The organism is Azospirillum picis (assembly GCF_017876115.1).
GTDB lineage: Bacteria > Pseudomonadota > Alphaproteobacteria > Azospirillales > Azospirillaceae > Azospirillum > Azospirillum picis.
Map to the genome: position 1 here is coordinate 134,639 of NZ_JAGINO010000008.1, position 22,876 is coordinate 157,514.

A 22,876-nucleotide genomic window follows, 5' to 3' on the forward strand; every position below is an offset into this window, starting at 1 on the left:
GGGCGGCGCAATGAGCAGCGTCAGTCCTGCCCGGCGATCCCCCGATACAGCTCCATATACTCCTCCGCCGGGACGCGCCAGCCGAAGTCGCGGGTCATGGCGCGGCGCTGCATCGCCTGCCAGCGCTCGGGCTTGCGGTAGGTGGCCATGGCGCGGCGCAGCGCCCACAGCAGCTCCTGCGCCGTGGCGTTGACGAACTGGAAGCCGGTGGCGCTGCCGTCGGCGCTCGCCGCCGGGTTGGCGTCGACCACCGTGTCGGCCAGCCCGCCGGTGCGGCGGACCAGCGGCAGGGTGCCGTACTTCAGCGCGTAGAGCTGGGTCAGGCCGCAGGGCTCCGAGCGGGACGGCACAAGGAACAGGTCGGACCCGGCCTGGATGCGGTGGGACAGCGGCTCGTCGTAGCCGATGCGCACGCCGACCGACTGCGGGTGCCATTGCGCGAGCTGCTTGAAGCCTGCCTCGCTGCTGGCGTCGCCGCTGCCCAGCACCGCCAACTGGCCGCCCCAGGCCACCCATTGGCCGGCGGCTTCCAGCACCAGGTCCAGGCCCTTGTGCCAGGTCAGGCGGCTGACCACCGCGGCCAGCGGCGCGTCAGGGCGGCGGTCGAGGCCGAAGGCCGATTGCAGGTCGGCCTTGCAGATGTCCTTGCCGCCGAGATCGTCGGGGCCGTAGTGCGAGGGGATGTGCGGGTCGGTCGCCGGGTCCCAGATGCCGTAATCGACGCCGTTCAGGATGCCGGTCAGCACGTCGGAGCGGGTGGCGAGCAGGCCCTGCAGCCCGGTGCCGTGCTCGGCCGTCTGGATTTCGTTGGCGTAGGTCGGGCTGACCGTGGTCAGGCGGTCGGCGTAGTAGCAGCCGGCCTTCAGGAAGCTGATGTTGCCGTAATACTCCACCCCGTCGATGCGGAAGCTGGAGGAGGGCAGGCCGATGTCGCCGAGCATCCAGGGGCCGAAATTGCCTTGGTAGGCGATGTTGTGGATGGTCAGCACGGTGCCCGGCCGGAACGGGCCGGCGAAGCGGTCGGGACGCAGCGCCAGATAGGCCGGGATCAGGCCGGCCTGCCAGTCGTGGCCATGCAGCACGTCGGGCCGCCACCAGGGGTCGTAGGACTTGGCGGCGGCGAAGCCGGCCGCAGCCCAGGCCAGTGCCGCGAAGCGCAGCGCGTTGTCGGGCCAATCCCGGCCGTCCGGCCCGAGATAGGGGTTGCCCGGCCGGTCGTAGAGGGAGGGGGCGTCCAGCACATAGGACAGCACGCCGTCGGCGGTGCGGCCGATCAGCAGCCGGGCGCGGTCGCATCCGGGCAGGTCGGTGATCAGGTCGCCGACCTCGTGCAGGTTCTGCAGCCCGTTCAGCACCGCCGGATAGCCCGGCATCAGCAGGCGGACATCGGCCCCGGCGGCGTTCAGCGCCGGCGGCAAGGCGGCGGACACGTCCGCCAGCCCTCCCGTCTTGACCAGCGGGAAGCATTCGGACGTGACGTAGAGGACGCGCATCGGACGGGCACTCGGCAGGAAACGGTGGAGCAGGAAGCGGAAGCTCTGCCTTTTACCCCCGATCCGGCCGCGATGCCCAGGAGCAGAACGTCACGGCAGAACGTCACGGCAGAACGTCAGGGGGGATATGCAGCCGCCCTCGCGCCCCGCCCGGCCGTCCGGCCCGCGGTGGCGGGGGGCGGCCGGAGCAGGGCGGGGGCCGGCTCCGGTCGGACGGCGAAAGGACCGCTCCCTACTCCTGAGGCAGCTTCTCGATCATCTCGCGGGTGATCAGGACGACGCCGTTCTCGGTGCGGTGGAAGCGACGGGCATCCAGCTCCGCGTCCTCGCCGACGACGAGGCCGTTGGGGATGCTGACGCCGCGGTCGATGACCACCTTCTTCAGCCGGCAATGGCGGCCGATGTCGCACTCCGGCAGCACCACCGCCTCGTACAGCTCGCTGTAGGAGTTGACGCGCACCGAGCTGAACAGCAGCGAACGCCGCACGGTGGAGCCGGAGATGATGCAGCCGCCGGAGACGAGGCTGTCCACCGCCATGCCGCGGCGGTTGTTGTCGTCGAAGACGAACTTCGCCGGCGGGAGCTGCTCCTGGTAGGTGAAGATCGGCCAGTCGCGGTTGTACAGGTTGAGCTGCGGCGTGACGTGGCAGAGGTCGAGGTTGGCCTCCCAGTAGGCGTCGATGGTGCCGACGTCGCGCCAGTAGGGGGTGTTGTCGGGGGCGTCGATCACCGCGCTGTCGGCATAGTCGTGGGCGATGATCCTGGCACCGGTCTTCACCAGGTGAGGGATGATGTCCTTGCCGAAGTCGCGGCTGGAGCCGGGGGTGGCGACGTCGCGCTCCAGCTCCCGGTAGAGGAACTGGGCGTTGAACACGTAGATGCCCATGCTGGCCAGCGCCATGTCGGGGCGGCCCGGCATCGGCGGCGGGTCGGCCGGCTTCTCCACGAAATCGATGATCCGGCGCTCCTCGTCGATGTGCATCACGCCGAAGCCGGTGGCCTGCTCGCGCGGCACGGCGATGCAGGGGACGGTGACGTCGGCCTTGCGGTCGATGTGGTCGAGCAGCAGCGCGCCGTAGTCCATCTTGTAGATGTGGTCGCCGGCCAGGATCAGGACGTATTCCGGCTCGTGGTCGCGCAGGATGTCGAGGTTCTGGTACACGGCGTCGGCGGTGCCCTGGTACCACTCCGTCTCGCTGACCCGCTGCTGGGCCGGCAGGAGGTCGCAGAACTCGTTCATCTCGCCGCGGAAGACGTTCCAGCCGCGCTGGAGATGGCGCAGAAGGCTGTGGGACTTGTACTGGGTGAGCACGCCGATCCGGCGGAAGCCGGAGTTGACGCAGTTGGACAGGGCGAAATCGATGATGCGGTACTTGCCGCCGAAATACGTCGCCGGCTTCGCCCGTCGGTCGGTCAGCTGCTTCAGCCGGCTGCCGCGTCCGCCCGCCAGCACCAGCGCCACCGCGCGCCGCGGCGCCAGGCGCAGATCCCGTTTGTCGAGCATGGCCGTTACCCCCTTTGCCTTCTTATCGTGGCTGCCCGGAGGCAGCCCTTCCGTAGAGGCGTTGACGGTGCCACATCTCGCCGCCATGTCCAATAGGCCCGGCGGACGGTTCATCCTCGGCTGACCCGCCGTCCTGCCGCCTCCGGTTCCGCCAGCGGGCCTAGGCGCAATGGGAGGCGCGACGGCGGGCGTATGCGGGACGGACGGTGCCGCTTCGCCGCGGCCCTTCGCCATGCCCGCGCGGCGCCTCGCTCTGCACAAATTTTCATCATGTGCCGGAACGGCAGCCATTCCGCCGCGCCGATCCCGGCGTCTTAGCGGGGCGATCTCTCGAAAGCGCGAAAATTGTCCATGAGTCCTCGCCCTGTCGCCGCCGGGAGTGCCGGCGGACGGGGGCCGAAATTCTGCCTAAATCCTGTGCAGCCGGTCGGCCGACTCGTCGGGGGCTGCCCGTTCGGGGGCGGTCTGGCGCGACAACCCTGACGATTCCAAGCCGTTTTCGGCTGGCACGCTTCTTGTAGGGATGAAGGCGTCCTTGGTCCCGTCCGCCGTCCCGTCTTTGCCGGGGACGGGGCGACCGGGACGGGGTCGCCCCCGGCGGCACCCGCCGGGCTCCGCCGGGAGCCGGGCGGTCCAATTACCCGGGGGCGGGAGCGATTTTGGAGAAAGAGGAGCCTCGATGAACCGTCTGTTCCTTCTGGCCGCGCCGATGCTGGCGGTTGCGCTGGGCGTCGCCGGCCTGCCGGTGGCAGCCCTTGCCCAGGACGCTGCGGCCGCCGCAGCACCGGCTCCGACACCGACGCTCAGTGCGGGCGACACCGCCTGGATGCTGACGGCGACGGCCCTGGTGCTGTTCATGACCATCCCCGGCCTGGCGCTGTTCTACGGCGGCATGGTCCGCAAGATGAACGTCCTGGCCACGGTCATGCAGAGCTTCGCGATCTGCTGCCTGGTGTCGATCCTGTGGGTCGTCCTCGGCTACAGCCTGGCCTTCAGCGAGGGAAGCCCCTATATCGGCGGCCTCAGCAAGGCCCTGCTGTCCGACCTGACCAAGGACAGCCTGTCCGGCGTCATTCCGGAGTCGGTCTTCATCGTCTTCCAGATGACCTTCGCGATCATCACCCCGGCCCTGATCACCGGCGCCTTCGCCGACCGCATGAAGTTCTCCTCCATGCTGGTCTTCACCGCCCTGTGGTCGATCATCATCTACGCTCCGATCACCCACTGGGTCTGGGGCCCCGGCGGCTATCTGGCGGGTGACGGCGTGCTGGACTATGCCGGCGGCACCGTCGTCCACATCAACGCCGGCGTGGCCGGACTGGTCGCCGCCCTGGTGCTCGGCAAGCGCAAGGGCTACCCGAACGAGAACTTCGCCCCGCACAACCTGGTGCTGAGCCTGGTCGGCGCTGCCATGCTGTGGGTGGGCTGGTTCGGCTTCAACGCCGGTTCGGCGGTCGCCGCCGACGGCCGTGCGGGCATGGCCATGCTGGTCACGCAGATCGCCGCCGCCGCCGCCGCCATGGCCTGGATGTTCGCGGAGTGGGTCCTGAAGGGCAAGCCGTCGGTTCTCGGCATCATCTCCGGCGCGGTCGGCGGCCTGGTCGCCATCACCCCGGCCTCGGGCTTCGTCGGCCCGATGGGCGCGCTGGTCATCGGCGTGGTCGCCGGCGTCGTCTGCTACTGGGGCGCCACCGGCCTGAAGCATGCGCTGGGCTACGACGACTCGCTGGACGCCTTCGGCGTGCACGGCATCGGCGGCATCGTCGGCGCCATCCTGACCGGCGTCTTCGCCCAGCAGGGCATCGGCGGCACCGCCGGCCTGCTGGAAGGCAACGCCGGCCAGGTCGTCACCCAGCTCTACGGCATCGTCGCCACCATCGTCTACTCGGGCATCGGCTCCTTCATCCTGCTGAAGGTCGTCGACGTGGTGATGGGCCTGCGCGTCGAGGAGGATGTCGAGCGCGACGGCCTCGACCTCGCCCTGCACGGCGAGAGCATCCACTGAGACGGGGCTCTTTCCCGCAACGTCCAGAGAAAGGCCGCCGGGCTCCCGGCGGCCTTTTTTCCTGCCCGCCCGGTTTCCAGACCCGGCTCCGTGCCTGAAGACCGGGCCGATTGTTGTGTGTACGGCAACGCTGTTGCGCCGCCCGCCCGGCTTCACGGCGGCGGCGAGAACGACTAGATCCGGTCCACCGCCACAGCGCAGCAGGAGAATTCCCATGGCCACCCCGTCCGATCGCCCCGCCGTCCGTCCGGTGCTCGCCGCCGTCGAGGGCATGGCCGCCTCCGACGGGGCCGGCGTGCGGATGACGCGCATGCTGGGCACGCCGCGCCTGCGCACCCTCGATCCCTTCCTGATGCTCGACCTGTTCGGGTCGGACGAGCCGACCGACTATCTGGCCGGCTTCCCCGACCACCCGCACCGCGGGTTCGAGACGGTGACCTACATGCTGGCCGGGCGCATGCGCCATTTCGACAACCATGGCCACGAGGGGGTGATCGAGACCGGCGGCGTGCAGTGGATGACCGCCGGCCGCGGCCTGATCCATTCCGAGATGCCGGAACAGACCGAAGGGCTGATGAGGGGCTTCCAGCTCTGGATCAACCTGCCGGCCCGGCTGAAGATGAGCGAGCCGCGCTACCAGGAGTTCCCCGCCGCCGCCATCCCGGTCGAATCGCGGGAAGGCGGGGTGACGGTCACCGTGATCGCCGGCGACACCGCCCGCGGCACCGCCGGCCCGGTGCGCGCCGAGGCGACCGACGCCCGCTATTTCGACGTGACGCTGCCGCCGTCCGCCTCCTTCTCGGAAGCGCTGCCGGCCGGCCACACCGCCTTCCTGGTGCTGTTCGAGGGAAGCCTGGCGGTCGGCGGCGACGCTCCGCTGGCCGGGCCGCGGGTGATCGTGCTGGGCGACGGCGAGCGGGTCGAGGCGTCGGCCGGCCCCGACGGCGCCCGTTTCCTCCTGCTGGCCGGGCAGCCGCTCGGCGAGCCGATCGCCTGGGGCGGGCCGTTCGTGATGAACACGCGCGAGGAGGTGATGCAGGCCTTCCGCGATTTCGAAGAGGGACGGTTCTGAGCCGTCCCGCGCGTCATCTCGCTCCTTGCGCCCCCACCGGCCACGGGTATCATGGGCGCCATTGTGGATTAACACCAACGATGGCGGGGAGCCGGGGCCGATGCGCGGGATTGGGCTGATGGGCGGGAGGGCGGCTGGCGTCCTCAGGGCGGCGTTCGCCGCGGCAGGGCTGGCCCTCGGCCTTGCCGCGGCACCCGCCGCCGCCGTCGACTACTCCAAGGCCGCCGAGACCTTCGGCCCGGAAGGCGCCTGGACCAACCAGTGCGACATCGACCGGATGACCGACAGCAAGTCCTGCCGGCTGATGATCTACCGCCTGTTCGACGACGGCAAGGACGTCGGCTTCATCGCGCTCAGCGTCATCCCGACCGGCAACGACTTCCACCTGTTCCTGACCACCAGCCAGGGAATGGTCGACCGCTGCGCCATCCGCGTCGACCGCCAGCCGCGGATCGAATCGCACATCGCCACGCTGAACATGTGCATGTTCCCGAACTTCGTGTCGGGCAAGGTGGCCGACCAGTTCCGCAACGGCTCGACCGTTCTGGTCCGCGTCAGCTCGCCGCACTCGGGCAAGCACGACATCGACTTCCCCCTGAACGGCTTCTCCCGCACCTTCGAAGAGATGCAGCGCGGCATGCAGTGAGGGGTGTTGCGCCTCCGCGCGAAGGCGGCGGCGGTCAGCCCGGCAGGCGGTAGCCGGCGGCCGGCTCCCGGTGTGGCAGGCCGTTGCGTCCGGTGCGGAACGCTGCCGAGCGCTGGTAGGCGAGCCGGCGGGCGCGCATGATGGAACCGAGCGGCCGGTGCGCCGCCAGCCCGTGCCAGGGGCTGAAGGACAGGCGGTCGTCGCCGGCCTGCGCCCGCTCCTTGCTCCAGGCCGTCTGCGGTGCGACGACGAGGCGGGCGACGGTGCGGTAGGGGCTGAGCTCCTCCGGCCACGGCACGCTCGCATCCTCCACCGGCATCCGCTCGGCGTCGGTGCGCAACTGGACGCGCAGTTCCCAGGTGGCGCCCTGCTCGCGGAAGAACTCGACCACCGCCTCGCGCAGGGCGTCGGGCTTGCCGCTGGCGGACAGCGGCGCGCCGGCCAGCGCCGCCAGCTCCGGCGAGACCGGGACCGCCGACAGCTTGGCGACATAGTCGCCGTAGCGCAGCGGCGCCTGGCTGTAGAAGGTCTCGCCGAGGATGTGGGTCTCGGGATGGCCGCCCAGCGTTTTCAGGGTGGCGCTCTCGCCGCCGAAGGCCTCGACGACCCGTTCGGCGGCACGCAGGGTGGCCGACAGCGCCTTCTTCGCCGTTTCCGCCCGGTCGGTCGTGGCCGCCAGCAGCTTCAGCGTCTTCAGGAAGGAACGGGCATCGGGCGCGGAGAAGGCCGGGGCGTTCGCCATGACGAAATCCTGGGTCGGCTCGCCCTCCGAACCGGGCATCCGCTCGCCGGATACGCCCAGCACCTTGACGGCGAGGCCGCGGGGCGTGGAGACGCTGTCCGGCAGCATGTCGCCCGGCGTCGTCGACAGGCGCAGCACAGCGGGATAGTTCTCCGCCCGCGCGAACAGGCCCTGCGCCAGTTCAGGCGACAGGTCGTCCAGCACCTCCAGCCTGCCGACCAGCAGCCCGTGGCTCTTGGCATGGACGCTGCGAAGCGCGTGGCCGCCGTCCTCGTAGGTCTTGCGGCTGATCGACAGCATCGTCTCGGACAACTCGTCGAAGAGCGCGGCCTCGTCGGGAGCGGGGGTTTCGACCGACGGGGAATAGGGCAGGGGCTGGCGGAAGTCCGTTGGCACGGGCGGCGTCTCCGGTCTTGCGGAATGGCGGGGTGCCGCAGGACAACGGGTGCCGGCCCGCCCTGTTCCGTGCCGGGGGCAAGGCGGGCGGGCGCATGAAAAACGCCCCGCAGGCGGCCTGCGGGGCGTCGCGGTCCGGACGGTGCGCGCGTCCGGACGATGGATTCCGAGCGGTCGGGCCGGCGGGATGGGCTCAGTGGCGGGTGCGGGCCGGGGTGACGTAGACGCCGTCCCAGTCGACGCCGAACAGGGCGTCGTCGCCGGCCTCCTCCACGAGGTCGTCATACTCGCCGGCCTCGATCAGGCCGAAGATCGACGCGGTGCCGGAGGCATCCAGGTCGCAGGTCACCACGCGTCCGCCCACCTCGACCGAGGTGAAGAAAATCTCCGGCAGCTCCATGCTGTCCAGGTCGGCGGTCACGGCGGTCTCGATCTCGTGGATGGCGCGGGCCGACAGCGAAACCCGCAGCTTGGCGGCCTGGGAGGCCCAGACGATGCGCTTCACATGGGCGGGGGCGGACATCTCGGCGGCGGCGGGCGCCTCGTCGCCGTGGGCGGCCATCGCGATCATACGGGAAACCAGGGTCGAGGTGCTGCTGGGTGCGCGCATCAAAGCCTCCGCTCGTGTGATGGCCACAGATTTGCGCGTAGGCAGTTAACGGGGTCTTAAGCCGGTCACAGGGCGTAAGCCTTACCTCCCATGAGGTACGGCCTATCCGGTTGGGTCTAACTGGTCCTTTCGCCCCTGGCATAGGCCGCCGCGACCTCCGCCGCGACCCTGGCATTGTTGCGGATCAGCGCGATGTTGGCGGCCAGGCTGCGGCCGCCGGTGATGCGCTCCAGGGCCGCCAGCAGGTGCGGGGTGATGTCCTTCCCTTTGATTCCCTTGGAGTCGGCGTCCGCCAGCGCCTGCGCGACGGCCTGCTCCATCGTGCCGGCGTCGAGTTCGTCGGCGGCGCCGATCGGGTTGGCCAGCAGCACGCCGCCCTCCAGCCCGAGCCGCCATTTGGCGCGCAGGATTTCCGCCACCTCCTGTACGTTGTCACAGCGGTGGTCGACCGGCAGGCCGCTGCGGCGGCTGTAGAAGGCGGGGAATTCGGCGGTGCCGAATCCCAGGACCGGCACGCCGCGCGTCTCCAGCACCTCCAGCGTCTTGGGCAGGTCGAGAATCGACTTGGCGCCGGCGCAGACCACGCAGACCGAGCTGCGGGCCAGCTCGTCGAGGTCGGCCGAGACGTCGAAGCTGGTCTCGGCGCCGCGGTGGACGCCGCCGATGCCGCCGGTGGCGAAGACGGCGATGCCGGCCAGCCGGGCGGCGATCATCGTCGCCGCCACCGTCGTCGCGCCGGGCGCGCCGGTGGCCAGCGCAATGGGCAGGTCGCGGCGGCTCAGCTTGCGCACCGCGGTGCCGCCGGCCGCCAGCCGCTCCAGCGCCGCGTCGTCCAGCCCGATGCGGATGAGCCCGTCCATCACCGCGACGGTGGCGGGGACGGCGCCGGCCGCCCGCACCTCGGCCTCCAGCGCGCGGGCGGTCTCCAGGTTGCGGGGATAGGGCATGCCGTGGGAGATCACGGTGGATTCCAGCGCCACCACCGGGCGGCCGGCGGTCAGCGCGTCGGCGATCTCGGCTGTCGGCAGCAGGGCGTCATGCATGCGCTGTCTCTCCGGAAAGGGAGCCCTATATTAGGACGCATGTCCGCTGCGCTCCACACAGAACGCCCGCATCCCGACCGATGGATCAAGGTCCTGCCCGAGGGACTCTTCGTCGAGCCGGGAGGCTTCTTCATCGATCCGGTGCGTCCGGTCGACCGGGCCGTGGTCACCCACGGCCATTCCGACCATGCCCGCCCCGGCAACCGCCATGTGCTGGCCACCCCCGCCACGCTGGCGATCATGCGCCGGCGGATGGGCGAGGCGGTGGGCGGCAGCCTGCAGCCGCTGGACTACGGCGAGACCCTGCGCATCGGCGACACCAGCGTCCGGCTGGCGCCGGCCGGCCATGTGCTGGGCAGCGCCCAGGTGGTGGTGGAGCACCGCGGGTCTCGCGTCGTGGTGTCGGGCGACTACAAGCGGCGGTTCGACCGCACCTGCGCGCCGTTCGAGCCGGTCCCCTGCGACGTCTTCGTCACCGAGGCGACCTTCGGCCTGCCGGTGTTCCGCCACCCGCCCGACCTGGCCGAGGTGGGCAAGCTGCTGCATTCGCTGGCGCTGTTCCCCGAGCGCAGCCATGTGGTCGGCACCTACGCGCTCGGCAAATGCCAGCGCCTGATCACGCTGCTGCGTGCCGCCGGCTACGACCGGCCGATCTGGCTGCACGGCGCGCTGGAGCCTCTGTGCCGGCTCTATGCCGAGTTCGGCGTCGAGCTGGGCGAGCTGCGCCAGGCCACCGTCGCCGCGCGGGACGAGCTGAAGGGCGCCCTGGTGCTGGCACCGCCGGGGGCGGTGGCCGACCGCTGGGCGCGGCGGCTGGCCGACCCGGTGGTCGCCATGGCGTCGGGCTGGATGCGGGTGCGCCAGCGTGCGCGCCAGCGCGGGGTGGAGCTGCCGCTGGTCATCTCCGACCACGCCGACTGGGACGAGCTGTGCCGGACGCTGGAGGATGTCGGGGCGCCCGAGATCTGGGTCACCCACGGCCGGGAGGAGGCGCTGGTCCATTACGCCACGCAGCGCGGCATCCGCGCCCGGGCGCTGGCCCTGATCGGCTTCGAGGACGAGGATTCGGACGAGGTTCCAGGACAGGAAGCGGGCGGGACTGGGGGGGAGGGGGCGTGAACCGGTTCGCTGCGCTGATCGACGCGCTGGTCTTCATGCCGTCGCGCAACGGCAAGATCCGCCTGCTGGCCGAGCATTTCGCCACCGCTCCCGACCCGGAGCGCGGCTGGGCGCTGGCGGCGCTGACCGGGGCGCTGAGCTTCCGCGAGGCCAAGCCGGCCGCCATCCGCGAACTGGCGGCCGGCCGCGTCGACCCGGAGCTGCTCGCGCTGTCCTACGACTATGTCGGCGACCTGGCGGAGACGGTGGCCCTGATCTGGCCCGAGCGGCCGGAGCATCTGCGCGACCGCGCCAACAGCCTGCCGCCCAGCCTGGACGAGGTGGTGGAGGGCCTGCGCACCGCCAAGCGCGGGCAGGTGCTGGAGCGGGTGGAGGGCTGGCTCGACAGCCTCGACTCGTCGGGCCGTTTCGCCCTGCTGAAGCTGATCACCGGGGCGCTGCGCATCGGTGTCTCGGCGCGGCTGGCCAAGACGGCGCTGGCGGAGTGGGGGAAGCTGGCGCGGCCGGAGGTGACGGTGGACGATGTCGAGGAGGTCTGGCACGGGCTGACCGCCCCCTATCCCGACCTCTTCGCCTGGCTGGAGGGGCGCGCCGAACGGCCGGCGGCCGGGCATGGCGCCGGCTTCCGCCCGATGATGCTGTCGCACCCGCTGGAGGAGGAGGACCGCGCGGCGCTCGACCCCGCCGCCTACGCCGCCGAATGGAAGTGGGACGGCATCCGCGTGCAGCTCGTGGCGCGCGACGGCCAGCGCCGGCTCTACAGCCGCACCGGCGACGACGTCTCCGCCGCCTTTCCGGACGTCGTCGACCATATGAGCTTCGACGCGGTTCTGGACGGCGAGCTGCTGGTGGCGCGCGACGGGGTGGTGGCGCCCTTCAACGACCTGCAGCAGCGGCTGAACCGCAAGACGGTGACGGCGCAGATGCTGCGCGACGGGCCGGCCTGGGTGCGGCTCTACGACATCCTGTTCGACGGTGACGAGGACCTGCGCGGCCTGTCCTTCGTCGAGCGCCGGGCCCGGCTGGAGCGCTGGTACGAGGCGGTGCGGCCGCTGCGGATGGACCTGTCGCCGCTGGTGCCCTTCGCCGGCTGGGACGAGCTGGCGGCGATGCGCGAGGGCGCGCGGGAGAACGGCATCGAGGGGCTGATGCTGAAGCGCCGCGACAGCGCCTATCTGGCCGGGCGGCCGAAGGGGCCATGGTTCAAGTGGAAGCGCGGGGCGCTGACGCTGGACACCGTGATGATGTACGCGCAGCGCGGCCACGGCAAACGCTCCAGCTTCTATTCCGACTACACCTTCGGCGTCTGGCGGGGCGAGGAGCTGGTGCCGGTCGGCAAGGCCTATTCCGGCTTCACCGATGCCGAGTTGGCCGAGCTCGACCGCTGGGTGCGCAACCACACCACGCGCCGCTACGGCCCGGTGCGGGAGGTCGAGCCGGGGCTGGTGCTGGAGGTTGCCTTCGACAGCGTCCACCCGTCCAACCGCCACAAGAGCGGGCTGGCCATGCGCTTTCCCCGCGTCCACCGCATCCGCTGGGACAAGCCGGCGCACGAGGCCGACCGGCTGGAGACGCTGGCGGCGATGGTGGCGGGGTAGGGGGGACCCGCGGCGGTGCCGCGGGAGGACGGGGGCGGCCGGGAAGCCCCCCTTGCGTCGCCCGTGCCGCCAGTCCCCTTCCGCCCGGCGACCGCGTGGCCGAAGCCCGGCCGCTGCGCGAAGATCCCGGGCGGGATGGCGCGGGGCTTGCCGCGATCCTTATGCGACAGGATTGTCGGGGAAGCACAGCTCATGCCGAGCCCGCCATTCCGGCCCGACATAGTTGACGATGATCGACTTGCGCACCCCGTCGATCGGCCGCTTCTCGAAGCCGTGCCAGGTGTCCGTGCCGGGGATGAAGATCAGTCCCTCGTTGAAGGCGTAGGGGGCGCGGGCGACCACGCGCTTGTCGGCGTCCAGCACGTCGGTGCCCCAGCCGGCGCAGTTCGGCCCCTTCGAGAGGTAGATCAGCATCGTGAACTTCTTGACGCCGATGTCGGTGTGCGGCTCCAGCCAGAAGCCGTCGGTGTCCTGGCAGTATTCGATGCGCAGGCTGGTGCCGGCGAGGTCGACCCCGCAGGTCCGCTGGATGGCCTCGACGACGCCGCGGCCCTGGAAGGCGCGCGCCACCGTCCCGCACACCGCGTGCTCCGCCTGGGCGGCGGCACCGAAATAGGTGCGCGAGGCGTTGTTGGTCTCGCGCTTGCCGTAGGTGTCGGACACCGCCGGCGGCGTCCAGGGCAGCCTCGCGATGGCGTCACCGGTCTGCTCCGGCAGGGCATCGGACAGCAGCCAGTGGGCGTAGGGGCTGTCGGCCCGCCGGCTGCGCGCCAGGCAGCGCAGGAAGGAGGCGGCGACGGCGTCGGCGTCGGGAGTGGCGGCGGCGGCAACGGCGGTTGCAGTGGTCATGGCGGCGTTCCGGAATGGCGACGGCTCTCGCCGCGCTTATGACATGGCCGGCGCCGCGACACCGCGGCAATCAGGCGGGGTGCGCGCATTGGTCGCGCGGCCCCGCCGATCGCCCCTCAAGCCAGGCCGTGCCGGCGCCGGTGGGCGGGAAGGAGCCGGCGCACCGCGTCGGCGACGTCCTCGGTCTCGCGCAGAGGCGGGTAGCTCCAGCTTTCGAGCGAGCCGTCGAAGGGACGGGTGATGCCGTCGCGGTACAGCCCGTCGTGGAAGGCGCGGAACTTGGGCGAACCGCCCTCCAGCTCGATCACATAGACCGGCTTGCCGGTGGAGCAGGCCTCCGTGGTCATCGACACGCTGTCGCAGGTCACCACCACCGCGTCGGCGAGGCCGAGATAGGCGAAGTACGGGTTCTCGCCGGTGCCGTCCCACACCTCGGCCGGCAGGCCGGACAGGCGGGCGCGCAGGATCGCCTCGTTGTCGGTGCCGGTGCGGCGCGACGGGGTGACCATCAGCCCGGCGCCATGGCTGCGCGTCAGCTTGGCGAGGTGCTCGGCGACATCGCCCATGATGGTCGGCGTCAGCCGGTAGACGCCGTTGTCGCCACCGATCAGCACGGCGATGCGCGGGTGTGGCAGGTGGGCGAGCCTGGGCGCGAAGCGCTCCGCCGCATCGGCCAGCAGTGCCGGCGTCACCCGGTGCAGGGCGCCGCGCGTCACCATGACGTTGTCGCCGCGCAGCTTGTCGTGCCGAGGGACCACCACGATGTCGAAGCGCCGCGGGTCCATCTTCGGGTCCTGGATCTGGACCGTGAAGGTCCTGCCGCGCGACTGGGCCTTCACCGCCAGCGAGACGGCGACGCTCTGCCGGCCGGTGCCGAACAGCAGGTCGGGCCAGGGCGGGTCGACCGGGTCGCCCTCCGGCCCGGCGGCGAAGCGGTTGCCGATCCGCCAGTAGGGGGTGAGCTGGCGCCACGGCGTGCGCAGGCGGACGCGCTTGACAACTGGGGTCAGCCCCAGCGCCTCGGCCAGGCCGATGCACTGGTTCTCCATGCCGGCGCTGCCGTCGGACACCACCCAGCAGGTCAGGCCGGGGGTCAGGGAGTGCATGAGAGCCCGGATTGTTGGGTCCGCGAAGGGGACGCATTAAACGGTCGCATCCGGGTTGCTCGCCCTTGCAGGGGTTTCGGTCTTGGCGTAGACACCATGCCCGTGTAATATCCTTTCTTCAAACCATCCCCGGAGCGACCGAGTAAAACCATGCGGCGGGTCAAACTCGACCGAATTGACCGGCGGATTCTGCGCGACCTGCAGAACGACGGCCGAATGACCAACGTGGAGCTTGCCCGGCGTGCCGGCATCTCCGCTCCGCCCTGCCTGCGCCGCGTCCGCGCGTTGGAGGAGGCGGGATTCATCCGCGGCTATCACGCCGACGTCAACCCCGACGCGCTCGGGTTCGGCGTCACCGTGTTCGCCCAGGTCGGCCTCAGCAGCCAGGCCGAAGCGGACCTAAAGAAATTCGAGGAGCTCGTCAACAGTTGGCCGCTGGTGCGCGAGTGCAACATGCTGGCCGGCGAGTACGACTTCATCCTGAAGATCGTGGCGGAGGACTGGGACGACTACCAGCGCTTCCTGACGCAGAAGCTGACGTCGGCACCCAACGTCGCCCACGTGAAGTCGGCGTTGTCGATCCGCACCTCCAAGCACACCCCCGGCGTTCCGATCGACGTCGACTCGCCCGACATCCCGGAAGGGACCGAGGACGACGAGGACGAGGACTTTGTCGAGGACGAGGCCCCCGCCCGCGCCACCCGGCGCTGAGCCCGGCACCGGACGGAGCGGTTACTAGAGGGACGATGCGGCGAGCGCCTTGAGCAGGCCCGCCGCGGCGCCCCCCAGCACCACCCAGTGGATCGCCGCGCCGCGGCGGGTCAGGGCGTAGAGTGCGGCCAGCATGATCGCCCAGGCCCAGGCCGTATCCCATGGGCTGCCGCCCGGCAGCAGCACCGCCACCCCCAGATAGACCCCCAGGTTCATGATCACCCCGACCACCGCGGCGGCGATGGCGGCCAGTGCGCCGGCGGCCAAGCGGTTGTGGATCAGCCGCTCGACGTAGGGCGCGCCGGCGAAGATGAACAGGAAGCAGGGCAGGAAGGTGACGTAGGTGGTCAGGGCCGCCCCCAGCAGCCCCGCCAGCTCCGGCGCCAGCGCGCCCGGCCGGTTCCAGCCGGCGAAGAAGCCGACATACTGCGTCACCAGGATCAGCGGCCCCGGCGTCGTCTCCGCCAGCGCCAGCCCGTCGACCATCCGTCCGGGGTCGAGCCAGCCATAGACCTCGACCGCCTGCCGGGCGATGTAGGGCAGCACGGCGTAGGCGCCGCCGAAGGTGACGAAGGCCGCCTTGGTGAACAGCGCCGCCACGCCGAGCCAGGGATCGGTGCCGACGGCCAGCAGCACCGCCGCGACCGGCACCGTCCACAGCAGCATGAACAGCCCGACCAGCGCCAGCAACCGCCGCAGCCGCACCGGCGGCGCCTCCGGCGCGTTCCCGTCCCCCTCCCCGGCCCCCTCCCCGGCCCCCTCCCCGGCCCCGTCGCCTGCCACCGGGTGGGGATGGGCGAACCAGTGGCGGCCGGCGCGGGCGGCCAGCCCGCCGACCAGTGCGGCGGCCGCGATGACCAGCGGGAAGGGCAGGTGCAGCACGAACAGCGCCAGGAAGGCGGCGCCGGCCAGCGCGACGGCCGCCGGCCCCTTCAGCGTGCGCCGTCCCATCCGCCACACCGCGGCGGCGACGATCGCCACCACCGCCGGCTTGATGCCGTCGAACAGTGCGCCGACCGGGCCGGCGTCGCCGTGGGCGGCCGCCAGCCAGGACAGCGCCAGCAGCACCAGGGCGCCCGGCAGCACGAACAGTCCGCCGGCCGCCAGGCCGCCCCGCACCCCGTGCAGCCGCCAGCCGATGTAGGTGGCGAGCTGCTGCGCCTCCGGTCCAGGCAGCAGCATGCAGAAGTTCAGCGCGTGCAGGAACCGCGTCTGGTCGATCCAGCGCCGGCGGTCGACCAGCTCGCCCTGCATCATGGCGATCTGCCCCGCCGGCCCGCCGAAGCTGGTCAGCCCCAGCCTCAGCCAGTAGAGGCAGAAGGCGCCGAAGGGGGGGACGGCAGGCGGGGCCATCGTGGGGGGGGCGGGAGGCGGCTGTGGCATGGCCGGCAGTCTAGCGCAAACGCGGCGGCCGGGCATTGCCCCGCGCGAGGGAGCGACGACGAGAACAATTGCGGGGCGGCCATGGCCTTCCGCGCCGCCACGGACTAATATTGCAACCGCGAGCGCCGCCGCCGTGGCGGCGCCGGGAGTCGGGGACGCTGCAGAATGAAGGCTTCCGCCCGCGATCGCGCGGCTGTGTTGGGTGCGGTGCTGTTTGCCGGCATCGGGATCGCCGCTGCGGCCGTCCCGGTCCTGTCGGCGCGGCCGGCCCATGCCGCCGTCGGTGTCCATGCCGAGGAGATCGTGCGCTTTCCGTCGGCCGACGGCGACCTGACCGGCGGGGCGCCGACGATGCTGTCGGGCCGCCTGCTGCGCCCGTCGGGCAGCGGACCGCATCCGGCGGTCGTGATGCTGCACGGCTGCGGCGGCCTCTATGCACGCAGCGGCCGGGTGTCGCCGCGTCATGTCTGGTGGGCGACCCACCTGCAGCGGCAGGGCTACGAGGTGCTGATGGTCGACAGCTTCGGGCCGCGCGACGTCGAGGAGGTCTGCACCACCGCGCTGAAGGACCGCACCGTCCGCGCCACGGTGGAGCGCAAGCTCGACGCCTGGGGCGCCCTGGCCTTCCTGCGCCGCCGTCCGGAGGTCGACCATGGCCGCATCGGTCTGATCGGCTGGTCGCAGGGGGCCGGCACCGTGCTGGCCGCCTACGGCGCCGGCGAGGACGGGCCGGCCGGCACGGACGAGGGCGGCTTCCGCGCCGCCGTCGCCTTCTATCCCGGCTGCCGGACCTCGCTGAGCGACGAGGACTGGCAGCCCGACGGGCCGCTGCTGCTGCTGGTCGGCGACAAGGACGACTGGACGCCGCCGCAGTCCTGCATCGATCTGGCCGCCCGCGACGGCGTGAAGGACAAGATCGACCTGGTGGTCTATCCCGACACCTACCACGGCTTCGACGCGCCCGACGCCCCGGTGCGCACGCGCGACGACGTCGCCTCGGCGCCCGACGGGAAGGCCCATGTCGGGACGAACGAAGACGCCCGCTCGGACGCGATCCGGCGGGTGACCAACTTCTTCAGGGAAAAGCTCGGGGGATGAGACGCCCGGTTTTCCCTCTCCCGGAGGAGAGGGAAAACAATCCTCAGCGGTACTCGACCGTCACGATCTCGTAAAGCTTGGAGCCGCCGGGGGTCGAAACCTCGACGCTGTCGCCGACCGACTTGTTGATCAGGGCGCGGGCCAGCGGCGACTGGATCGACAGCAGGCGGTTCTTGATGTCGCTCTCGTCCTGACCGACGATCTGGTAGGTCGTCTCCTCGTCCGTGTCCTGGTCGGCGAGCGTCACGGTCGCACCGAACTTCACGGTGTCGCCCGACAGCTTGGCCGGGTCGATGACCTCCGCCCGGCTGATCTTGTCCTCAAGCTCCAGAACGCGGCCTTCGATGAAGCTCTGGCGCTCGCGGGCCGCGTGGTATTCGGCGTTTTCCGAAAGGTCGCCATGTTCGCGGGCTTCCGCGATGGCTTTGATGACCGCCGGGCGTTCGGTGATCTTAAGGTGCTTCAATTCCTCCTGGAGGCGGTTGAAGCCCGCCGCTGTCATCGGAACTTTTTCCATGTTCGGTCCATCACCGCTTGCAGTCGTTCGACCTGTCCAAAGCGACATTAAGGACAGAGACGGCGCGGAGGAGGTCCGCCGCGCCGTCGTCCGTCCTTAATACGATCCGCTAAGGTACGACTGCAACGGAGCGACTTCAAGGCTGCCGTTCCGGAGTGCGGCAATCGCTTCCACCGCCGCGCGTGCACCCGCCACGGTGGTGTAGTACGGAATGTTGTAGGTCAGCGCGGTCCGCCGCAGGCTGAAGCTGTCGGCCAGCGCCTGGGCGCCTTCCGTGGTGTTGATGACCAGGTGCACGTCGCCGTTGATCATGGCGTCGACGATGTGCGGCTGGCCTTCCACCACCTTGTTGATGGTCTCCGCCTCGACCCCGGCGTCCTTCAGCACCTTGGCGGTGCCCGACGTGGCGAGGATGCGGAAGCCCATCTCGTGCAGCTTCTTGGAAATCACCGCCAGCGCCGGCTTGTCGTGGTCCTTGACCGAGACGAAGACGCTGCCCTTGACCGGCAGGGTGACGCCGGCGCCGAGCTGCGCCTTGGCGAAGGCGAGAGCGAAGTTGTGGTCGAGGCCCATGACCTCGCCCGTCGACTTCATCTCCGGACCCAGCACGATGTCGACGCCGGGGAAGCGGGCGAAGGGGAAGACCGCTTCCTTGACCGCGGTGTGCGGCGGGGTCGGGCCGTTCAGGGTGAAGGAGGACAGCTTCTCGCCGGCCATGACGCGGGCGGCGATCTTGGCGATGGCGGTGCCGGTGGCCTTGGCGACGAAGGGCACCGTGCGGCTGGCGCGCGGGTTGACCTCCAGGATGTAGACGGTGCCGGCCTTGACCGCGAACTGGACGTTCATCAGCCCGACCACCTTGAGCGCGTGGGCGAGCGCGTCCGACTGGCGGTTGATCTCGGCGATGGTGTCTGCCGGCAGCGTGTAGGGCGGCAGGGCGCAGGCGCTGTCGCCGGAATGGATGCCGGCCTCCTCGATATGCTCCATCACGCCGGCGACATAGACCTGCTCGCCGTCGCAGACGACGTCCACATCGACCTCGATGGCGTCCTGCAGGTAGCTGTCGATCAGCACCGGGTTCTTGCCCGACACCTGGACGGCGGTGCCCATGTAGCGCTGCAGCCCGGCCATGTCGTGGACGATCTCCATCGCCCGGCCGCCCAGCACATAGGACGGACGGATGACGACCGGGAAGCCGATCTTGGCCGCGACCGCCTCGGCCTCTTCCAGCGAGCGGGCGAGGCCGTTGGCGGGCTGCTTCAGGTTCAGATCGACCAGGAGCTTCTGGAAGCGCTCACGGTCCTCGGCCAGGTCGATGGCGTCGGGCGAGGTGCCCAGGATCGGGATGCCGGCGGCCTCAAGGGCGGCGGCGAGCTTCAGCGGGGTCTGGCCGCCGAACTGCACGATGCAGCCCAGCACCGTGCCGTTGCGCTGCTCGACTCGCACCAGCTCCACCACATCCTCGGCCGTCAGCGGCTCGAAATACAGGCGGTCGGCGGTGTCGTAGTCGGTGGAGACCGTCTCCGGGTTGCAGTTGACCATGATGGTCTCGATGCCGGCCTCCTGCAGGGCGTAGACGGCATGGACGCAGCAATAGTCGAACTCGATGCCCTGGCCGATGCGGTTGGGACCGCCGCCGAGAATGACGACCTTGCGCTTGTCGGTCGGCTCGGACTCGCACTCCGCCTCGCCGGTCCCGTCGGTCTCGTAGGTCGAGTACATGTAGGGGGTGGCCGACGCGAACTCGGCGGCGCAGGTGTCGATGCGCTTGTAGACCGGGGTGACGCCGGCCATGCGGCGCGCCGCCGCGACCGCCGCCTCGGTGGTCTTGGCCAGCTCGGCGAGGCGGGCGTCGGAGAAGCCCATCTGCTTCAGCTTCAGCCAGCCGGCCTTCTCGGTCGGCAGGCCGCCGGTGCGGATCGCCGCCTCGCGGTCGACGATCTCCTTGATCTGCTCCAGGAACCAGGGATCGTACTTGGAGACGGCCTGGACCTCGTCCACCGAGAAGCCGTGGCGGAAGGCCTGGGCGATCACCAGCAGGCGGTCGGGCGTCGGGGTGGCGAGCGCGCCGCGGATGGCGATGCGGTCGGGATCGCCGCTGCCGATCTTGACCTCGTTGAAGCCGGTCAGGCCGGTCTCCATCGAGCGCAGCGCCTTCTGCACCGACTCCTGGAAGGTGCGGCCGATCGACATCGCCTCGCCCACCGACTTCATCGAGGTGGTCAGCAGCGGCTCCGACCCCTTGAACTTCTCGAAGGTGAAGCGCGGCATCTTGGTGACGACATAGTCGATCGTCGGCTCGAAGCTCGCCGGCGTGGTGCCGGTGATGTCGTTGGTCAGCTCGTCCAGGCGGTAGCCGACGGCCAGCTTGGCGGCGATCTTGGCGATCGGGAAGCCGGTGGCCTTGGAGGCCAGCGCCGAGGAGCGCGACACGCGCGGGTTCATCTCGATGACGATCAGGCGGCCGTTGGCCGGGTTGACCGCGAACTGCACGTTGGAGCCGCCGGTGTCGACGCCGATCTCGCGCAGCACCGCGATCGAGGCGTTGCGCATGATCTGGTATTCCTTGTCCGTCAGCGTCAGCGCCGGCGCGACCGTGATGCTGTCGCCGGTGTGGACGCCCATCGGGTCGATGTTCTCGATGGCGCAGACGATGATGCAGTTGTCGGCGCCGTCGCGCACGACCTCCATCTCGTATTCCTTCCAGCCCAGCACCGACTCCTCGATCAGCACCTCGCCGACCGGGCTGGCGCGCAGGCCGCCGCGCACGATGTCCTCGAACTCCGCCCGGTTGTAGGCGATGCCGCCGCCGGTGCCGGCCAGCGTGAAGCTGGGGCGGATGATGGCGGGCAGGCCAACCAGCTCCAGCGCCTCCATGCCCTCGTCCAGCGTGCGGACCATGCGCGAACGCGGGCTCTCCAGCCCCAGCTTGTCCATGGCGTCGCGGAACAGGATGCGATCCTCGGCCTTGGCGATGACGTCGCGCTTGGCGCCGATCATCTCCACGCCCAGCCGCTCCAGCGTGCCGTCGTCGGACAGCGCCATCGCCGTGTTCAGCGCGGTCTGGCCGCCCATGGTCGGCAGCAGGGCGTCGGGACGCTCCTTCTCCAGGATCTTGGCGACGACGGCCGGGGTGATCGGCTCGATGTAGGTGGCGTCGGCCAGACCGGGGTCGGTCATGATGGTGGCCGGGTTGGAGTTGACGAGGATGACCCGGTAGCCTTCCTCGCGCAGCGCCTTGCACGCCTGGACGCCGGAATAGTCGAACTCGCAAGCCTGTCCGATGACGATCGGACCCGCGCCGATGATGCAGATGGATTTGATGTCGGTGCGTTTGGGCATGGGTCCGCTTCTCTGGAATGTGGTCAGCCGAAAGCCCCCCGGCGCCGGGATGACCGGAGACGGAGAGCGCGGGGTGGTATGTCGTGCAAGGCCCCCTTATAGGGGGTTCGGGTCCGGGGGGGAAGGGGTGGCATGGATGCCACCCTCGCATGACAGTGTCTCGGGCAGGGCAGCGCCGCCCACCGCCGCCCTTGAACCGGACCGGAAAGGCAGGCATCAATTCCCACGCCCCCCTTTGGAGTACGCCCCGATGAGCCACGCCTTCGCCAAGGACAGCCGCGCCTGCGCCGCCTGCGTCTCGTGGGGCGGCGAGCGTGCGCTGTCGGAGGACAACACGCTGGTCTATGTGGCCCGCCACGGGGTGGAGGGCGAGTGCCGCACCGCCAGCAGCCAGGACTACCGGCGCATCACCAAGGGCTATCACACCTGCCAGGCCTGGGCGCCGCTGCCGCTGCTGAAGAAGCATGGCGGGCGGATCGGGCACACGCCGGCCGGGCATGGCGGCGGCCAGCCGGTGACCGCGGCCGCCGCGCATCCTGTGGCCGCCTCGCAGCCGGTGCCGGCCACCGCCGCCTTCGCCGCGGCACCGCTCGACACGCCGGTGATCGACGCGCCGCCGCCGCCCTGCCGCGCCGACCCGATCGACGTCGAGCAGTCGCCGCAGGTCCGCAGCCTCTACACCCACTGGCTGCGCCTGAAGCGCAAGCGCCGGATGCCGCTGGCGGTGGAGATCGACACCGCGCAGGTGCGCGAGAGCGTGCCGCGCATCGCCCTGATGGAGCCGACCGCCGACGGCGGCGACTTCGTCTACAAATCCTGCGGCCGCGCCCTGCAGCGGCGGCTGGAGGGGCGGCCGGTCACCCGCCGCGTCAGCGAATGCCATCCGGAACAGGCGGCGCGGCGCTGGCTGTCCGACCTGCGCGCCTGCCTGGAGAGCGGCGAGCCGCGCTGCCTGCTGGTGCGCGACGACCCGATGCTGCCAGGGGCGAAGTTCGTGGAGCTGCTGCTGCCGCTGGCCGACGAGGAAGGCGGCCCTGCCACCCGCGTGCTGGCCTACCGCCACGTGCCCGGCGGCTGAGAGGGGCGGGCCATGGCGGGCGGCGGCGAGGGAGCGGGCGCGGGTGGGCCGCACAGGATCGACCCGGGGCCGGAGATCGTCGGCGTCTGGCCGGCGGCGGTGTGGATCATCGTCGGCACCGGCCATTACCTGAACGATCCGGAGCTGTTCGCCGGCTGGAAGGGCGCGCTCTATTTCGTGCTGGGCACCGGCCTGGTGGCGCTGGGCGGCGGCATCGCCAGCCTGTCCGCCCGGCGCACCGTCGCCGGCATCCAGGACCGTCTGCTGACGGAGGTCCGCCACCGCCGCAGCCTCGCCACCCGGGCCATCGCCTTGGCCTTGCGCGGGCTGGTCGGGCTGGGCGAGGCGGTGCTGGTGACGCTGCTGGCGCTCTGGGTGCTGGCGCTGCTGGGATGAGGCCGGGGAGGCATCGGCTTGCGGGTGCTCCCACCCCGGCCTTTCCCCGCCGGCGGGCCACCTGATGCACAGATGTTGCGACACCGGAGAGAATTCCCTCTCCCTGGGGGACGAGGGCCTCTCTCGCCGCTCCGCAACATCCGTGCACCAGGGTGCGCGTGCCGCGGG

Annotated in this window: 19 protein-coding genes; 9 read left to right on the plus strand and 10 right to left on the minus strand. The window is 70.8% G+C overall.

The window, feature by feature from the left end:
* Positions 1 to 20: 20 nt before the first annotated feature.
* Both glgA and glgC read right to left on the minus strand, forming a co-directional pair.
* On the minus strand, positions 21 to 1,493 hold the full coding sequence (gene glgA, locus J2850_RS13450; RefSeq protein WP_209982393.1) for a glycogen synthase GlgA: 1,473 nt from the start codon (positions 1,491 to 1,493) through the stop codon (positions 21 to 23).
* Between the two features lie 232 nt (positions 1,494 to 1,725).
* Entirely contained in the window at positions 1,726 to 2,997 is a 1,272-nt protein-coding gene (gene glgC, locus J2850_RS13455; protein ID WP_209982394.1) for a glucose-1-phosphate adenylyltransferase, read from the minus strand.
* Positions 2,998 to 3,676: 679 nt separating this feature from the next.
* Here glgC and J2850_RS13460 point away from each other — a divergent pair.
* The 3 genes from J2850_RS13460 to J2850_RS13470 all read left to right on the plus strand — a co-directional run bounded on the left by J2850_RS13460 (position 3,677) and on the right by J2850_RS13470 (position 6,720).
* Positions 3,677 to 5,002: an ammonium transporter gene (locus tag J2850_RS13460; protein WP_209982396.1), complete on the plus strand. Its 1,326-nt coding sequence runs from the start codon at positions 3,677 to 3,679 to the stop codon at positions 5,000 to 5,002.
* A 214-nt stretch (positions 5,003 to 5,216) separates the two neighbouring features.
* Entirely contained in the window at positions 5,217 to 6,074 is an 858-nt protein-coding gene (locus tag J2850_RS13465) for a pirin family protein (RefSeq protein WP_209982398.1), read from the plus strand.
* A gap of 100 nt (positions 6,075 to 6,174) precedes the next feature.
* The gene (locus J2850_RS13470) at positions 6,175 to 6,720 is read left to right on the plus strand and encodes an invasion associated locus B family protein (protein WP_209982400.1); all 546 of its coding nucleotides are present in this window, start codon (positions 6,175 to 6,177) and stop codon (positions 6,718 to 6,720) included.
* Between the two features lie 34 nt (positions 6,721 to 6,754).
* Here J2850_RS13470 and J2850_RS13475 read toward each other — a convergent pair whose 3' ends face one another.
* From J2850_RS13475 to J2850_RS13485, 3 genes are all read right to left on the minus strand, one after another.
* Positions 6,755 to 7,858 carry a catalase family protein gene (locus tag J2850_RS13475; protein WP_307354399.1) on the minus strand — a complete coding sequence of 368 codons (1,104 nt, stop codon included), beginning with the start codon at positions 7,856 to 7,858 and terminating at the stop codon, positions 6,755 to 6,757.
* 193 nt (positions 7,859 to 8,051) lie between these two features.
* Complete coding sequence (locus tag J2850_RS13480; protein ID WP_209982402.1) at positions 8,052 to 8,468, minus strand: hypothetical protein; 417 nt, start codon at positions 8,466 to 8,468, stop codon at positions 8,052 to 8,054.
* A gap of 116 nt (positions 8,469 to 8,584) precedes the next feature.
* On the minus strand, positions 8,585 to 9,511 hold the full coding sequence (locus J2850_RS13485) for a pseudouridine-5'-phosphate glycosidase (protein WP_209982404.1): 927 nt from the start codon (positions 9,509 to 9,511) through the stop codon (positions 8,585 to 8,587).
* Positions 9,512 to 9,550: 39 nt separating this feature from the next.
* Between J2850_RS13485 and J2850_RS13490 the strand changes: the two genes are divergently transcribed.
* A complete protein-coding gene (locus J2850_RS13490; RefSeq protein ID WP_209982406.1) occupies positions 9,551 to 10,630 on the plus strand; it encodes a ligase-associated DNA damage response exonuclease in 1,080 nt (359 codons plus the stop codon).
* Entirely contained in the window at positions 10,627 to 12,228 is a 1,602-nt protein-coding gene (locus tag J2850_RS13495; protein WP_209982407.1) for a cisplatin damage response ATP-dependent DNA ligase, read from the plus strand. Before J2850_RS13490 ends, J2850_RS13495 begins: the two co-directional genes overlap by 4 nt.
* Before the next feature lie 159 nt (positions 12,229 to 12,387).
* Here the strand turns inward: J2850_RS13495 and J2850_RS13500 are convergent, their stop codons facing one another.
* Together J2850_RS13500 and J2850_RS13505 are read right to left on the minus strand one after the other, a co-directional pair.
* The gene (locus tag J2850_RS13500; protein WP_209982409.1) at positions 12,388 to 13,077 is read right to left on the minus strand and encodes a 2OG-Fe(II) oxygenase; all 690 of its coding nucleotides are present in this window, start codon (positions 13,075 to 13,077) and stop codon (positions 12,388 to 12,390) included.
* Between the two features lie 116 nt (positions 13,078 to 13,193).
* A complete protein-coding gene (locus J2850_RS13505) occupies positions 13,194 to 14,183 on the minus strand; it encodes a mitochondrial fission ELM1 family protein (RefSeq protein ID WP_209982411.1) in 990 nt (329 codons plus the stop codon).
* A gap of 150 nt (positions 14,184 to 14,333) precedes the next feature.
* Here J2850_RS13505 and J2850_RS13510 point away from each other — a divergent pair, with 150 nt between their 5' ends.
* Complete coding sequence (locus J2850_RS13510; protein WP_209982413.1) at positions 14,334 to 14,894, plus strand: Lrp/AsnC family transcriptional regulator; 561 nt, start codon at positions 14,334 to 14,336, stop codon at positions 14,892 to 14,894.
* 24 nt (positions 14,895 to 14,918) lie between these two features.
* On the opposite strand, the gene chrA is transcribed toward J2850_RS13510, so the two are convergent.
* Complete coding sequence (gene chrA / locus J2850_RS13515) at positions 14,919 to 16,277, minus strand: chromate efflux transporter (protein ID WP_209982415.1); 1,359 nt, start codon at positions 16,275 to 16,277, stop codon at positions 14,919 to 14,921.
* A gap of 165 nt (positions 16,278 to 16,442) precedes the next feature.
* Between chrA and J2850_RS13520 the strand changes: the two genes are divergently transcribed.
* The gene (locus tag J2850_RS13520) at positions 16,443 to 17,375 is read left to right on the plus strand and encodes a dienelactone hydrolase family protein (protein WP_209982416.1); all 933 of its coding nucleotides are present in this window, start codon (positions 16,443 to 16,445) and stop codon (positions 17,373 to 17,375) included.
* A 43-nt stretch (positions 17,376 to 17,418) separates the two neighbouring features.
* Here the strand turns inward: J2850_RS13520 and greA are convergent, their stop codons facing one another.
* Positions 17,419 to 17,892: a transcription elongation factor GreA gene (gene greA / locus J2850_RS13525; RefSeq protein ID WP_209982418.1), complete on the minus strand. Its 474-nt coding sequence runs from the start codon at positions 17,890 to 17,892 to the stop codon at positions 17,419 to 17,421.
* A 96-nt stretch (positions 17,893 to 17,988) separates the two neighbouring features.
* A complete protein-coding gene (gene carB, locus J2850_RS13530) occupies positions 17,989 to 21,234 on the minus strand; it encodes a carbamoyl-phosphate synthase large subunit (protein WP_209982421.1) in 3,246 nt (1,081 codons plus the stop codon).
* A 250-nt stretch (positions 21,235 to 21,484) separates the two neighbouring features.
* On the opposite strand from carB, the gene J2850_RS13535 reads away from it, so the two are divergent.
* Both J2850_RS13535 and J2850_RS13540 read left to right on the plus strand, forming a co-directional pair.
* Positions 21,485 to 22,312, plus strand: a complete 828-nt coding sequence (locus tag J2850_RS13535) for a PAS domain-containing protein (protein WP_209982423.1) — start codon at positions 21,485 to 21,487, stop codon at positions 22,310 to 22,312.
* Between the two features lie 12 nt (positions 22,313 to 22,324).
* The gene (locus J2850_RS13540) at positions 22,325 to 22,708 is read left to right on the plus strand and encodes a hypothetical protein (RefSeq protein ID WP_209982425.1); all 384 of its coding nucleotides are present in this window, start codon (positions 22,325 to 22,327) and stop codon (positions 22,706 to 22,708) included.
* Positions 22,709 to 22,876 lie beyond the last annotated feature (168 nt).

Bases quoted from the DNA above. Each gene is read 5' to 3' on its own strand.
- glgA (WP_209982393.1), bottom strand. From the start codon at position 1,493: ATGCGCGTCCTCTACGTCACGTCCGAATGCTTCCCGCTGGTCAAGACG.
- glgC (WP_209982394.1), bottom strand. From the start codon at position 2,997: ATGCTCGACAAACGGGATCTGCGCCTGGCGCCGCGGCGCGCGGTGGCG.
- J2850_RS13460 (WP_209982396.1), top strand. From the start codon at position 3,677: ATGAACCGTCTGTTCCTTCTGGCCGCGCCGATGCTGGCGGTTGCGCTG.
- J2850_RS13465 (WP_209982398.1), top strand. From the start codon at position 5,217: ATGGCCACCCCGTCCGATCGCCCCGCCGTCCGTCCGGTGCTCGCCGCC.
- J2850_RS13470 (WP_209982400.1), top strand. From the start codon at position 6,175: ATGCGCGGGATTGGGCTGATGGGCGGGAGGGCGGCTGGCGTCCTCAGG.
- J2850_RS13480 (WP_209982402.1), bottom strand. From the start codon at position 8,468: ATGCGCGCACCCAGCAGCACCTCGACCCTGGTTTCCCGTATGATCGCG.
- J2850_RS13485 (WP_209982404.1), bottom strand. From the start codon at position 9,511: ATGCATGACGCCCTGCTGCCGACAGCCGAGATCGCCGACGCGCTGACC.
- J2850_RS13490 (WP_209982406.1), top strand. From the start codon at position 9,551: ATGTCCGCTGCGCTCCACACAGAACGCCCGCATCCCGACCGATGGATC.
- J2850_RS13500 (WP_209982409.1), bottom strand. From the start codon at position 13,077: ATGACCACTGCAACCGCCGTTGCCGCCGCCGCCACTCCCGACGCCGAC.
- J2850_RS13505 (WP_209982411.1), bottom strand. From the start codon at position 14,183: ATGCACTCCCTGACCCCCGGCCTGACCTGCTGGGTGGTGTCCGACGGC.
- J2850_RS13510 (WP_209982413.1), top strand. From the start codon at position 14,334: ATGCGGCGGGTCAAACTCGACCGAATTGACCGGCGGATTCTGCGCGAC.
- chrA (WP_209982415.1), bottom strand. From the start codon at position 16,277: ATGCCACAGCCGCCTCCCGCCCCCCCCACGATGGCCCCGCCTGCCGTC.
- J2850_RS13520 (WP_209982416.1), top strand. From the start codon at position 16,443: ATGAAGGCTTCCGCCCGCGATCGCGCGGCTGTGTTGGGTGCGGTGCTG.
- greA (WP_209982418.1), bottom strand. From the start codon at position 17,892: ATGGAAAAAGTTCCGATGACAGCGGCGGGCTTCAACCGCCTCCAGGAG.
- carB (WP_209982421.1), bottom strand. From the start codon at position 21,234: ATGCCCAAACGCACCGACATCAAATCCATCTGCATCATCGGCGCGGGT.
- J2850_RS13535 (WP_209982423.1), top strand. From the start codon at position 21,485: ATGAGCCACGCCTTCGCCAAGGACAGCCGCGCCTGCGCCGCCTGCGTC.
- J2850_RS13540 (WP_209982425.1), top strand. From the start codon at position 22,325: ATGGCGGGCGGCGGCGAGGGAGCGGGCGCGGGTGGGCCGCACAGGATC.